The organism is Vibrio nitrifigilis, assembly GCF_015686695.1.
GTDB lineage: Bacteria > Pseudomonadota > Gammaproteobacteria > Enterobacterales > Vibrionaceae > Vibrio > Vibrio nitrifigilis.
Genome location: NZ_JADPMR010000001.1, coordinates 2,463,436 through 2,476,810, shown reverse-complemented (window position 1 = coordinate 2,476,810; position 13,375 = coordinate 2,463,436). Strand labels below are relative to the sequence as shown.

Below are 13,375 nucleotides of genomic sequence, written 5' to 3'. Positions count from 1 at the left end.
TCGGCGTCATGCTAAATTTGCGCCCCATTTTATTTGTACTCGGGTTAGTGTTATCTAAACTAGCCCTTTTTATGTATGTACCGACACTGGTCGCTTTTTTTACTGGGACCGGTGGTTTTATTAGCTTTGCTGAAGCAGTCATTATTACTCATATTGGCTCTTTTATCTTGTTGACACTCGGGAGAACCAAAGACTTTCGCCTCAGTGTGAGAGATATGTTTCTTATTACCAGCTTGGTTTGGACGATAGCCAGTGTCTTCGCAGCACTCCCTTTTATGTTCATCAACCACATTAGCTTTACGGATGCATACTTTGAAACCATGTCAGGTATTACGACTACGGGTTCCACCGTATTAAGTGGCTTAGATAACATGGCACCAAGCATTCTGTTATGGCGTTCTATATTACAGTGGTTAGGTGGCGTTGGATTTATCGTAATGGCGGTGGCAATCTTGCCAATGCTCAACGTAGGTGGGATGAGACTGTTCCAAACGGAATCTTCCGATTGGTCAGATAAAAGTAGCCCGAGAGCAAAAACAGTCGCCAAAAATATCGTTTCTGTTTATTTAATACTCACAGGACTTTGTATTCTCGGTTATGTCGCAACAGGTATGACCGTTTTCGAAGCAATTAATCATGCCTTCACCACACTTTCGACCGGTGGATATTCCACCTCTGATGGTTCAATGAATCATTTTTCTAAAGGCGCTCATTGGGTCGCAATTCTCTTTATGTTCCTCGGCGGTTTACCATTTTTGCTTTTAGTGACATCGGTGAGAAAACGTCGTCCTTTAGAAATTTTTCGTGATGCTCAGGTCCGTGGGTTCTTTTGGCTGTTTATTATTTCCAGTTTAATGGTCGCGTTTTGGCTAAATCTGCACAACAACTACCCATTTATGGATGCTCTGCGGGTTTCGATGTTCAATATCGTCTCTGTCGTGACTACCACTGGTTTTGGTTTGGATGATTTTACCGCATGGGGCGCCCTACCCAGCACCTTGTTCATCTTCTTAATGATGACCGGAGCTTGTTCAGGTTCTACCGCAGGAGGAATTAAAATCTTCCGCTTTCAGATTGCGATGGCACTGCTGAAAAAACAAATGATGAACTTGATTCACCCATCAGGCGTTTTCGTTCAACGCTATAACCAACGCCCAGTCAATGAAGATATCGTTCGTTCTGTTGTCGCCTTTGGGATCACTTTTGGCCTAACGATCATTGTTATTGCTGCGATTTTATCTGCTATGGGTTTAGATCCTTTAACCAGCATTTCAGGCTCGATTACCGCAGTATCCAACGTGGGTCCAGGTATGGGGACTGTTATTGGGCCAACAGGCAATTTTGCTTCTTTACCTGATGCAGCCAAATGGGTGCTGAGCTTTGGTATGTTGATGGGGCGTTTGGAAATTCTGACTATTCTCGTTTTATTCTTCCCTGCCTTTTGGCGTCGTTAAGGAATACTTATGAAAACCTTACTTTCTATTACCTGTCTGGTCTGGACTTCTTTAGCCAGCGCAAGCCAAATAGCCACTTTATCTGATGGCAGGCAGGTTACCTTAAATGATGACTTTACTTGGCAATATGTCGTATCTAAACAGCCGATAAAGTCAGCGAAAACACAGCAGAAATTAATCTCACCAGTCGCGACAATTGCAGCACCAGTAGCCGCTCCCGTCATCCCCCACTCAATGCCGACCTCGGTCATAAACTTAGGGAGTAATAAACCACTATTACAATTAAGTGACTCGGGTGTTGATGTCGTATTGGGAGCAGCAGATTACGATGATGGTGAATTAACTATCCCGACGGTCATCACTAACCAAACACATCAATCAGCCATCCGAATAGATATCGACTGGCAACTGCAAGATGGTCAAGGACACCCATTACAAAGCGGCACTCATACTGTGTGGCAATCCATTAAACGTATGGGTGATACCTACCTGCGACCACAAACATCAGCCGATGGTAAACCTCTCCATATCGAGGTTACCCAGCTCAAGCAATATCAACTAAAAGCCAAAATCACCCAAGTAGAAATGCGTTAAACAGGCTGAATATAGAGATAAATTGCTAAGAAATGGCAGGCGCATCCAGCTAACACGAATCCATGCCATATGGCATGATTAAACGGAATGCGTTTTGCCACATAAAAAATGACGCCAAGCGAATACACCACACCACCTGCCGCTAACAACGTTAAACCGCCAATATCGATATGGATAGCTAGTTGGTATATCACCACCAGCGATAACCACCCCATCAATAAATAGGTAATAAGAGAGGCGCGCTTGAAGCGATAAACAAACGCCACTTTCATGACTATGCCAATCAGAGCAATGGCCCAAATGACGATCATCAGTCCGATCGCTAAAGGCGTTCTTAAACCAACCAATAGAAATGGGGTATAGCTACCAGCGATCAAAAGGTAAATAGCGCAATGATCAAACGTTTTTAACCAACGTTTCGCTTTTTGGTGCGGAATGGCATGGTAGAGCGTTGACGCTAAAAATAGAGCAATCATGCTGCCACCATAAATACTCATACTCGTAATGGTTAATGCATCGGCACTATGATTAATGGCTTTGAGCAGTAATAACACCAAACCGACAATGCCTAGCACCAAACCTAGACCATGGCTCAGCGCGTTAGCTATTTCTTCTTTAAGGCTATAATTAGAACTCGACATAAGCACCTTTTACTTTCTCTCTTACCATTTTTACTTAAGAGTTATTGGGCGTAATGTGAGTATGACACACTCAGCTTACACATGTAAGCTGAGTGTGTTAACAATCCGTGAACTTTAACCGCACTAATCGGCTATTCAACTTCTAGCTCACATTGATCTAATACCGTAAGAATTTGTTGCGCTGCATCTTCAGGCAAAGATGCATTGGAGAAAGTTAGGTGTGTTCGGTAATTTCCCATTTCAACTTCTCGAGCCAGCATCGTCTGCTCTCCTCGTTGTGGGCGATCCACATCTAACCATACTTGTAAGGTATTCTGGTCACGATACGTAATTATCTCTAGTTCTCGAACCAAACCATGGTATGGACCATCGGTGGGAATAAGCTCAAACTCCTGCACAAATGGGAAAGCGATACCATCCATTGCTTCACATTCTGCTTGGCGTAGACGGAGCCCTTTCGCTTCCAAGCGACCAAAAATACCATCTAACAATGAATCTGGCCTAATCGTCACCGCTTGGTTATCTTGAACATCAGACTGTTCAGAGTCACCCAATGATGTCTCTAACCAGACTTTCGCATCGCCAATAGTAACCGGGGTGTTCCACGGCACGGTGATTTGAGCTTGGATATTTTTTTCTTCACCCGAAGACAACATAAAAGGTTCTTGTAATGACCAATTAGCTAAGGTGTAAGTTTCTGTGGAGCGCTGGACAAGAGGAATAACGTCAGCGTCAGTCTCTGATAGGGATTCAGCGATATAACGACAGCGTAATTTTAACTCAATACGCTCGATTTGCTGTTCATGGGCGCCACCATAAACGTGGATATGGATAGCGACAGTTTGCCCCGGATACAACACGTCTTGCTGCAGTATAGGATCTACTTTTGCAGCACCAATTCCAAAGCTTGAGAGGGTCTTTTTCAGTAAGGACATATACACCTCCAATCATTGAGTCAAAATTTATACTACCGATAAAAGCAGGTAAAACTCAATACGAAAGTAACAAACTTGTTATACAAATTATTACCACGCTTCGTAATCAGCAGCTTGCGTAAAAATAAGCTGAATTGCGCAAAACATGAGGCTATACATGACTTGTGTCTACATCTTTAGTCGTATATGTGTCGAAAAAATACTGGTCAAGTATCGACCAATTATGAGCAAGATGATACTCTCGCGTTGATGTGATTTCACATCAAGTCCTAGGGAACTATTAAGGAACGGCACTTGCCAATGAGCTACCCTTCACCACTTCGCAGTATGAAGCTCAACTCGTAGTTATCTAGGGATATTTGCGGCAATGGACGTGCCTGACAGTTAGGTAAAAGAATGCGACCAGCAACCGTCAGGTTTTCTCAACCCAACCGTGGTGCATCGCGTCGTCGTAACGGCTTCGCATACACAACAGTTGTTAAAAAAACCTCACCTGCAGCTACTCCTGTTGAACACAGCGTCTATCACGCTCCAACAGAAACAAAAGTAGTAAAAGCAGCGTAATTGAAAAGCGCAGTGATCCTGCGCTTTTTTATTTATCCCTCATTGGTATTCCCAACACAATTTGATACCTTTAAACAAAATCATTACAAAAATTGTGGAGAAAGCCATGACTTGCCATCGTGTGGAAGAGTTACTCGAATTACTGCAACCCGAATGGGATAAAGACTCTGAAATGAACTTAGTTCAGTTTCTCATCAAACTTGCTGAAGAAGCGGGATTTGAAAAACCATTGGAAGAGCTCACTGACGATATTCTGATTTACCACTTAAAAATGCGAAACAGCGATAAAACTGCAGCAATTCCTGGTCTTCAAAAAGACTACGAAGAAGATTTCAAAACCGCTATTTTACGTGCTCGCGGTCTCATTGATTAATTTCCAGCATCACTCTAAGCAGCTCGATGAGCTGCTTTTCTTTACTAATATCTCAACCCCAACAGCACTTCTTATTTATCACAACCAAAACTTATTAAGCATTATTCATTCAGCATGGTTAGAATAAGGGCAACACTCATGTTTGAATAAAAGCCTTATGACTCAAGCCACATTCAATTTCGATGCACTCACTCCAGACTTCATGTGGTATGCATTAGAAAGTATCGGCATTCGCGCTGAATCCGGACTTCTCGCTCTAAATAGCTATGAGAACCGGGTTTACCAATTTGTCGATGAAGATCGTCACCGCTACGTAGTGAAATTTTATCGTCCGGATCGTTGGAGTGAGGCACAAATTCTCGAAGAACATCAGTTTGCCTGTGAACTAGAAGAGCAAGAGATACCTCTTGCAGCGCCACTAATCTTTCACGGCACAACACTACATGAATATCAAGGCTACCGCTTTGCACTCTTTAATAGCGTCGGCGGGCGCCAATTTGAGGTTGATAATGAAGAACAGCTCGAATGGGTTGGTCGCTTTCTTGGGCGAATTCACAAAGTTGGCTCAACAAGGCCTTTTACTCACCGACCAACCTTGGGCCTAGATGAATACTTATATCAGCCCAAGCAAATTCTGCAAAACGCTGACTTTGTTCCACTACACCTACAAAACTCGTTCTTTAATGATCTCGATATGTTAATAAAAGAGATTGAACAACATTGGAATAATAACTACACGCCTATTCGTTTACATGGCGATTGTCATCCCGGCAATATTTTATGGCGAGATGGGCCAATGTTCGTTGATTTAGACGACGCTCGTAATGGCCCGGCAATACAAGATCTCTGGATGTTACTTAATGGGGAACGTGCAGATAAGCTGGTACAACTTGATATTTTGCTTGAAGGTTATCAAGAGTTTTGCGATTTTAATGTTAATCAATTGAAACTAATCGAGCCACTGCGTGGTCTACGAATGGTGCACTATATGGCTTGGCTAGCAAAACGCTGGAATGATCCTGCTTTTCCTCTTGCCTTTCCATGGTTTAATGATCCGAAATATTGGGAAAGCCAAGTGTTGGCCTTTAAAGAGCAACTTTTTGCACTTGCAGAAGCACCTCTGTCTTTGATGCCTCAATGGTAGCTGCTAGTTAAGAATTAATGGAGTAAATAATGAAAAAGCTGTTTGCACTTGCTGCAACTCTAATGTTAAGCCTATCGGCTCACGCCGCTCAATTTAAAGCAGGGGTGAATTACACTGAACTTGATCAACCCCATTCTGAACAACCTAGTGTGGTAGAATTTTTCTCATTCTACTGCCCACACTGCCACGCTTTTGAGCCAATCATGTCAAAGATTAACAGTCATCTTGGCAAAGGCATCACACTAGAGAAAAGCCATGTATCATTCATGGGTGGCAACATGGGTTTCAATATGAGTAAAGCCTTTTTCACCATGGTTGCTTTAGATGTACAAGATAAAATGATTCCTGTTATGTTTGCGCAAATCCATGACTTACGTAAGCCACCAAAAAATGTTGAAGAACTACGTCAAATATTCGTTGACCACGGTGTAGACGGTAAAAAGTTCGACGATGCTTTCAATAGCTTTGCCGTTGATTCAATGGCTCGTCGTTCAGATAAAAACTTCCAAGACTTTGGCCTACAAGGCGTGCCTTCTGTTGTCGTTAACAACAAATACCTAGTAAAAATGGGCAGTATCAAGTCTATTGATGAATTTTACGACCTTGTGAATTACCTTACTAAACTGTAATTCAGCTTGAATGTTTAAACAAAAAGGGAGCCATTGGCTCCCTTTTTGTTCGATTTATGGTTCAGTCTTTATGAATACGCTTTAACGTTTCATCTTTTCGTTCCCACACTTGGTGTAACCACTGATTAAATTGCCGCTTATAGGGCTTATCATTGAAGTAATCACCAGTTACTCGCTCATCGACTGGCAGCACGTTTACTTTAACCACAATTCTCTTCATTCTTCCCATCAGCATATCGCGAAAAGGTTTATCAAGGTTATCGGGATAGGCAAGAGTGACATCAATAATATTTTCAAACTGATCTCCCATTGCCGCTAATGTATAGGCAATACCACCCGTTTTAGGTTGTAAAAGATGCTGATACGGAGAACGACTGCTTTTACGTTTCATGGGGGTAAAACGAGTGCCTTCCACGTAGTTCACTACCGTAGTTGGGTTATATTTGAATTTTTCACATGAACGACGTGTTGTTTCTAAATCTTGACCACGTTTTTCAGGGTGACGTAATAAATACTCTCGAGAATAACGGCGCATAAATGGCATATCTAAAGCCCAGCAAGCCATTCCAACAAATGGCACATAAAGCAACTGCTGCTTTAGAAAAAACTTTGGCATTGGGACTCGATCTTTGAATACGCTGCACAACACAACGATATCGGTCCAACTTAAGTGATTACTGATCATTAAGTACCAGCCATCTTTCTTTAACACGTCTAACCCATCAATATCCCATTCAACTCGATTAGACATTGCCAAAATACCAGTATTCACTGTTGCCCATAACCACATGGACTTATCTGCCATGCGCGTAGCTGCGCGCTTTAACTTTGCGGTAGGGAGAAATAATTTTACGATCGCAACCAAGCAGATAAATATCGAATTTACTGCAGTATTAAGTAAAACCAGTAGCACATTAATAATTAGGAGTGGGTAAGCCAGCATAATACAACTAAAAAAGAGAAGAAAAAAACAGCGTGTAATTATACTAGCTTAGTGTGTTTATGAAATATTTCTTTCTATGGTCAGACTACTAGACAGATTGAGCCGTTAACTGTTTTAGCAGCCTATCCATCGCTCGATACCCTAATGCCTCTGCGAGATGGGAACGCTGAATATGCTGCTCTCCCTGCAGATCAGCAATAGTTCGTGCTACCTTAATAATTCGATGGTAAGCCCGTATAGATAACCCTAACCGGTGCAACGCAGTTTCTAAAAACTCTGCATCTTCCTTATTTAAAGGACAATATTGCTCAATTTCTCGACTTTGCAGCAATGCATTAACTTTACCGCAGCGAGATAACATGACTTCGCGTGCTCTTAGTACACGCAAACGAACTTGTTCCGTGGATTCTCCGCGTTCTCCACCATTAGCTAATGTTCCTTTAGGCAAAGCAGGAATCTCTATCGACATATCAAACCTATCCAACAATGGCCCGGATAGGCGGCTTAAATAACGTAAAATAACTTGAGGATTAGCTCGAGCTTGGCTCCCTTCATAATATCCAGTCGGACTAGGGTTCAACGCTCCTACCAGTTGAAAACGTGCTGGAAAACGCGTTTTTCCTTGTGCACGAGAAATAATAATTTCACCCGATTCTAAAGGTTCTCGCAGAGAATCTAGAACCTTACGCTCAAACTCTGGCATTTCATCGAGGAACAGCAGCCCATTATGCGCTAAAGAAATCTCTCCAGGCCGAGGCACACTACCTCCTCCGACTAGAGCAGCCATTGAACTGGAGTGATGAGGAGATCGAAACGGTCGAGTCTTCCAATTGTGTTGATTAATATCTTGCTGAGTCAATGACGCGACCGACGCACTTTCCATCGCTTCATCATCACTCATTTCAGGTAATAAATCACACAAACGCGAAGCTAACATCGTTTTACCTGTTCCCGGCGGACCAACGAACAACAAATTATGATTCCCCGCAGCGGCAATTTCTAATGCCCGTTTTCCCTGCTGCTGGCCAATAATATCTTGCAAATCTCGCGTAGGTACTACATCAATGGCTCGAGCTGGCGTTTGAAAGAGAGATAAGTTTTTTTGCCCACAAAGTTGAGCGCACACATCAAGTAACGTCGGGGCGGATTTGTGTAACTCCTGTCCAACTAAGGCAGCTTGATCACCATTTGCCTCTGGCACCACCAAACATCGCTGTGCTTTTTTCACAGCCAAAGCTGCAGGTAATACTCCCTTCACAGGACGAATATCCCCCGACAACGCCAGTTCGCCTAAAAACTCATAATGATCTAACTGAGTCATCGGGATTTGCTCAGATGCGGCCAAAATTCCCAGAGCAATCGGCAAATCAAATCGGCCACCTTCTTTAGGTAAATCAGCAGGCGCTAGATTGACGGTTATTTTCTTTGATGGAAACTCAAAACGAGAATTAACAATGGCACTACGCACGCGATCGCGAGACTCTTTGACCGTCGTTTCAGGCAATCCCACCAATGTAAACCCTGGCATACCATTACTGATGTGCACTTCAACTGTAACAGAGGGAGCTTCTACCCCAACACTGGCTCGGCTATGAATAATTGCAAGTCCCATCATTAACTACCTTTTTAGTCAAATATTCCATGTAGGAATATATAGTTATTCACATAATCCAAATGGATATATACACCATGAGTAAAAAGGAAGAATATGAAAAAAGAATGAGTTTTTGCTTGTCAGGTAACAGAATAATGTGATAACACTAGGGGTACAGGATATTTCTTAACAACAACACGATTAATTTAAGAAAATACACAATGATTTTTAACGCACACAACCTCTCAATTAGCCTTATTCTCGTGGTCATTATTGGCACCGCGCGGGGGCTTGTGGGCGCTAGGTAAACCACTAAATTTTAAAACCCCCGCACTGAAAAGTCCGGGGGTTTTTTTACAACTAAAGACAGACAAAAATTAGCCAACCTGACTACAGAGTAGTCAAAAAGAACCGGAAGAATGGGAGTGGCACATGAAGTGCAAACACAACACAACAACAAGCTACGACAGACAGCGTAGCAAAGGGGAGAGACGATGACCGGAGCACAATTAGTCGTAGCTGCCCTTAAACAGCAAGGAATCCAAACCGTATTTGGATATCCTGGCGGCGCAATCATGCCAATCTATGATGCGCTATACGATGGAGGCGTTGAACACGTTTTATGTCGTCACGAACAAGGGGCAGCCATGGCCGCCATCGGTATGGCAAGGTCCACACAAAGCGTCGCCGTTTGTATGGCAACCTCAGGACCAGGAGCCACTAACTTAGTCACTGGCCTTGCTGATGCCTTTTTAGATTCGGTACCTTTGGTGGCTATAACAGGGCAAGTCGCTAGTTCCCATATAGGGACAGACGCCTTCCAAGAAATGGATGTAATCGGTATGTCCCTTTCTTGTACTAAACACAGTTACCTTGTTACCGATATCGAAGAACTTGCTCCAACCCTCGCCGAAGCTTTCGAAGTTGCTCAATCTGGTCGCCCTGGCCCTGTGATTGTCGATATAGCTAAAGACGTACAATTAGCTGCTGCACCAAGCGAAATCCTACCGAACGTCACCCCACCAGCCATTCCTGTTGTTGAACCATTGCAACTCGCACAAGCCCAAGAGCTTATTGCTAATAGCCAGCATCCTGTTCTTTATGTGGGTGGTGGTGTGCAACTTGCCAAAGCAACTGATACCGTTCGTCAGTTCTTGCACATGAACCCAATGCCATCGGTCAGCACATTAAAAGGCTTAGGCACTATCGAGCGTAACGACCCTCATTATCTGGGAATGCTGGGTATGCATGGGACTAAAGCCGCCAACTTTATTGTTCAAGATTGTGACTTGTTGATTGTAGTCGGTGCTCGCTTTGATGACCGCGTGACAGGTAAACTAGACACCTTTGCTCCAAAAGCTAAAGTCATCCATATCGATATTGATGCGGCTGAGTTCAATAAATTACGTAAAGCAAACGCAGCACTTCGTGGGGATATTAATCTTATCCTTCCTCAATTAGAGCTGAACCACGACATCTCATCTTGGTTAACACACAGTGAAAACCTTCGCTCTGAACATAAATGGCGTTACGACCATCCGGGCGAAGCTATCTATGCTCCACTATTGTTAAAACAGCTGTCAGACATGATGCCGGATTCTACCGTTGTTTCGACCGATGTTGGTCAACACCAGATGTGGTCCGCGCAACATATCCAGCCAAGACAACCAGAAAACTTTATCTCATCTGCCGGCCTTGGCACTATGGGCTTTGGTTTACCTGCAGCAATGGGAGCAGCAGTTGCCCGCCCTGACGATCAATCCGTTCTGATCTCTGGTGATGGCTCATTCATGATGAACGTGCAAGAATTAGGCACCTTAAAACGTCGCCAAATTCCGGTAAAAATCGTGCTATTGAATAACCAGCGTTTAGGTATGGTTCGTCAATGGCAATCACTCTTTTTTGATGGTCGCCACAGCGAAACGATTTTAGACGACAACCCAGATTTCGTAATGCTGGCAAAAGCGTTTGATATTCCAGGTAAAACCATCACTAAAAAAGAAGAAGTTGAACCTGCACTGCAAGAAATGTTAGCAAGTAAAACTGCTTACCTATTGCATGTTGAAATCGACGAAGAAGAAAATGTATGGCCGTTGGTACCACCAGGTGCATCCAACAGCGACATGTTAGAGAACACATAGGAGAAGTAGTAATGCAAAGATATCTAATTGACATTAAAGCAGACGACAAACCCGTACTACTTGAACGTGTTCTACGTGTCGTACGCCATCGCGGCTTCATTGTTCGACAAGTAGCTGGTACACAAAATCATGCAAGCAAAATTGCCAGCGTTGAAATCATTGTCGATAGCGACAGACCGATAACCACACTGACAGATCAAATAGAAAAACTTTGGGATGTTCGTACAGTTGAGGTCACTAAAATCAATAATGACGAACTTCCAAATAACAACTTACAGCAAAAAATTTGTGCATAATGGAGTGCCTATTATTCACGCCTGATTTTGGGTAAAGCCCCATCAGGCGTGAACTCATATCGAGGATTGTCGTTCATCCTCAATATCGCAGAAACTCTGTTAACTTGCATTAAGAGCAAGATTTCACAAAGCACAGGCAAACACTAAAGTTCAACCAACGACAAGCCAATGACAATAGAGAACTGCCTTGGTTGAACCACATAAAATTAACAAGGAACAAAGCAATGCCTAAATATCGTTCGGCCACAACAACCCACGGAAGAAACATGGCAGGTGCTCGCGCACTTTGGCGTGCAACGGGCGTAAAAGAAGGTGATTTTGGTAAGCCAATTATCGCTGTTGTGAACTCTTTCACTCAATTCGTACCAGGCCACGTTCATCTTAAAGATCTTGGTCAAATGGTCGCTCGCGAAATCGAAGCCGCTGGTGGTATCGCTAAAGAATTCAACACTATCGCTGTAGATGACGGTATCGCAATGGGTCACGGCGGTATGTTGTATTCCCTACCTTCTCGTGAATTGATTGCCGACTCAGTGGAATACATGGTGAACGCTCACTGTGCTGATGCCATGGTCTGTATTTCTAACTGTGACAAAATTACTCCTGGAATGCTGATGGCTTCAATGCGCCTTAACATTCCCGTTATTTTTGTTTCAGGCGGCCCAATGGAAGCGGGGAAAACTAAGCTTTCTGATCAAATCATCAAACTCGATTTGATCGATGCAATGAAACAAGGTGCTGATCCAACGGTGACCGATGAACAAGTTGAGCAAGTTGAGCGTTCTGCATGTCCTACGTGTGGTTCTTGTTCAGGCATGTTTACGGCAAACTCTATGAACTGTCTAACTGAAGCTCTTGGCCTATCTCAACCAGGCAACGGTTCATTAGTTGCGACACACGCAGATCGTAAAGAACTATTCTTGAGCGCCGGCCGTCGTATCGTTGAATTGACTAAACGTTACTACGAACAAGATGACGAATCAGCCCTACCTCGCAAAATTGCAAGTAAAGAAGCGTTTGAAAATGCGATGGCGCTTGATATTGCAATGGGTGGTTCAACTAACACCGTATTGCACTTAATAGCGGCAGCGCAAGAAGGTGACGTTAATTTTGACATGGTTGATATTGACCGCCTATCTCGTCAAGTTCCTCATCTATGTAAAGTGGCACCATCAACTCAAAAATACCATATGGAAGATGTTCACCGTGCTGGTGGCGTAATGGGTATTTTAGGTGAGTTACAACGTGCAGGTCTACTAAACGAAGAAACTCGTACTGTACTTGGCATGTCTATGAAAGAGCAATTAGCTCAATACGATGTGATTCAAACTCAATCTAACGATGTTAAAGACTTTTATCGTGCAGGCCCTGCGGGCATCCGTACCACTGAAGCTTTTTCACAAGATTGCCGTTGGGATACACTAGATGATGACCGTAATGATGGTTGTATTCGTGAAAAAGCGAAAGCGTTTAGCCAAGACGGCGGTCTTGCTGTACTAAAAGGCAACATTGCTCTTGATGGCTGTATTGTGAAAACAGCAGGTGTCGATGAAAGCATCCTTAAGTTTACCGGTCCAGCTATCGTGTTTGAAAGCCAAGAAGATGCTGTTGAAGGCATCTTAGGTGGTAAGGTAAAAGCTGGCCACGTCGTCGTGATTCGTTACGAAGGCCCTAAAGGTGGTCCAGGTATGCAAGAAATGTTGTACCCAACCACTTACCTAAAATCGATGGGGCTTGGTAAAGAGTGTGCTCTATTAACCGACGGTCGTTTCTCTGGTGGTACATCCGGTCTTTCTATTGGTCATGCCTCTCCAGAAGCTGCCAATGGTGGTATTATCGGCCTAGTGAAAACTGGCGATACCATTGCTATCGATATTCCAAATCGCACCATCGAACTCAATGTATCTGAAGATGAATTAGCTCAACGTCGCGCAGAACAAGAAAAACTTGGTTGGAAGCCAATTTCTCGCCAACGTGAAGTATCCTTTGCGCTAAAAGCTTATGCCAGCATGGCAACAAGTGCTGACAAAGGGGCGGTGCGCGATAAATCGAAGTTAGAGGGCTAAC

General features: G+C 43.4%; 13 protein-coding genes. 9 read left to right on the top strand and 4 right to left on the bottom strand.

The genetic code is table 11. From position 1 onward, the window contains the following. Positions 1-8 precede the first annotated feature (8 nt). Both I1A42_RS10955 and I1A42_RS10950 read left to right on the top strand, forming a co-directional pair. A complete protein-coding gene (locus I1A42_RS10955) occupies positions 9-1,454 on the top strand; it encodes a TrkH family potassium uptake protein (protein WP_161155626.1) in 1,446 nt (481 codons plus the stop codon). 9 nt (positions 1,455-1,463) lie between these two features. Then, a complete protein-coding gene (locus tag I1A42_RS10950; protein WP_196123491.1) occupies positions 1,464-2,048 on the top strand; it encodes a DUF3157 family protein in 585 nt (194 codons plus the stop codon). Here I1A42_RS10950 and trhA read toward each other — a convergent pair. Both trhA and I1A42_RS10940 read right to left on the bottom strand, forming a co-directional pair. Then, positions 2,045-2,689 (bottom strand): PAQR family membrane homeostasis protein TrhA, encoded by a 645-nt coding sequence (gene trhA, locus I1A42_RS10945; protein WP_161155630.1) that lies wholly within the window; start codon positions 2,687-2,689, stop codon positions 2,045-2,047. The genes I1A42_RS10950 and trhA overlap by 4 nt on opposite strands. 131 nt (positions 2,690-2,820) lie before the next feature. Further along, positions 2,821-3,624: a sporulation protein gene (locus I1A42_RS10940; protein ID WP_196123490.1), complete on the bottom strand. Its 804-nt coding sequence runs from the start codon at positions 3,622-3,624 to the stop codon at positions 2,821-2,823. Between the two features lie 396 nt (positions 3,625-4,020). On the opposite strand from I1A42_RS10940, the gene I1A42_RS10935 reads away from it, so the two are divergent. The 4 genes from I1A42_RS10935 (at position 4,021) to I1A42_RS10920 (ending at position 6,334) form a co-directional block, all read left to right on the top strand. After that, positions 4,021-4,188: a hypothetical protein gene (locus I1A42_RS10935; RefSeq protein WP_196123489.1), complete on the top strand. Its 168-nt coding sequence runs from the start codon at positions 4,021-4,023 to the stop codon at positions 4,186-4,188. A gap of 106 nt (positions 4,189-4,294) precedes the next feature. Continuing rightward, on the top strand, positions 4,295-4,561 hold the full coding sequence (locus I1A42_RS10930; protein WP_161155634.1) for a YihD family protein: 267 nt from the start codon (positions 4,295-4,297) through the stop codon (positions 4,559-4,561). A gap of 157 nt (positions 4,562-4,718) precedes the next feature. Then, on the top strand, positions 4,719-5,705 hold the full coding sequence (locus tag I1A42_RS10925) for a serine/threonine protein kinase (protein ID WP_196123488.1): 987 nt from the start codon (positions 4,719-4,721) through the stop codon (positions 5,703-5,705). 29 nt (positions 5,706-5,734) lie between these two features. After that, a complete protein-coding gene (locus I1A42_RS10920; RefSeq protein WP_161155635.1) occupies positions 5,735-6,334 on the top strand; it encodes a thiol:disulfide interchange protein DsbA/DsbL in 600 nt (199 codons plus the stop codon). Between the two features lie 61 nt (positions 6,335-6,395). Here the strand turns inward: I1A42_RS10920 and I1A42_RS10915 are convergent, their stop codons facing one another. Continuing rightward, on the bottom strand, positions 6,396-7,277 hold the full coding sequence (locus I1A42_RS10915; protein WP_196123487.1) for an acyltransferase: 882 nt from the start codon (positions 7,275-7,277) through the stop codon (positions 6,396-6,398). 88 nt (positions 7,278-7,365) lie between these two features. Next, on the bottom strand, positions 7,366-8,889 hold the full coding sequence (locus I1A42_RS10910; RefSeq protein WP_196123826.1) for a YifB family Mg chelatase-like AAA ATPase: 1,524 nt from the start codon (positions 8,887-8,889) through the stop codon (positions 7,366-7,368). Positions 8,890-9,365: 476 nt separating this feature from the next. On the opposite strand from I1A42_RS10910, the gene ilvG reads away from it, so the two are divergent. From ilvG to ilvD, 3 genes are all read left to right on the top strand, one after another. Next, entirely contained in the window at positions 9,366-11,012 is a 1,647-nt protein-coding gene (gene ilvG, locus I1A42_RS10905) for an acetolactate synthase 2 catalytic subunit (protein ID WP_161155639.1), read from the top strand. An 11-nt stretch (positions 11,013-11,023) separates the two neighbouring features. Next, complete coding sequence (gene ilvM / locus I1A42_RS10900) at positions 11,024-11,308, top strand: acetolactate synthase 2 small subunit (protein WP_161155641.1); 285 nt, start codon at positions 11,024-11,026, stop codon at positions 11,306-11,308. A gap of 224 nt (positions 11,309-11,532) precedes the next feature. After that, a complete protein-coding gene (ilvD, locus tag I1A42_RS10895; RefSeq protein ID WP_196123486.1) occupies positions 11,533-13,374 on the top strand; it encodes a dihydroxy-acid dehydratase in 1,842 nt (613 codons plus the stop codon). Position 13,375: the final 1 nt, after the last annotated feature.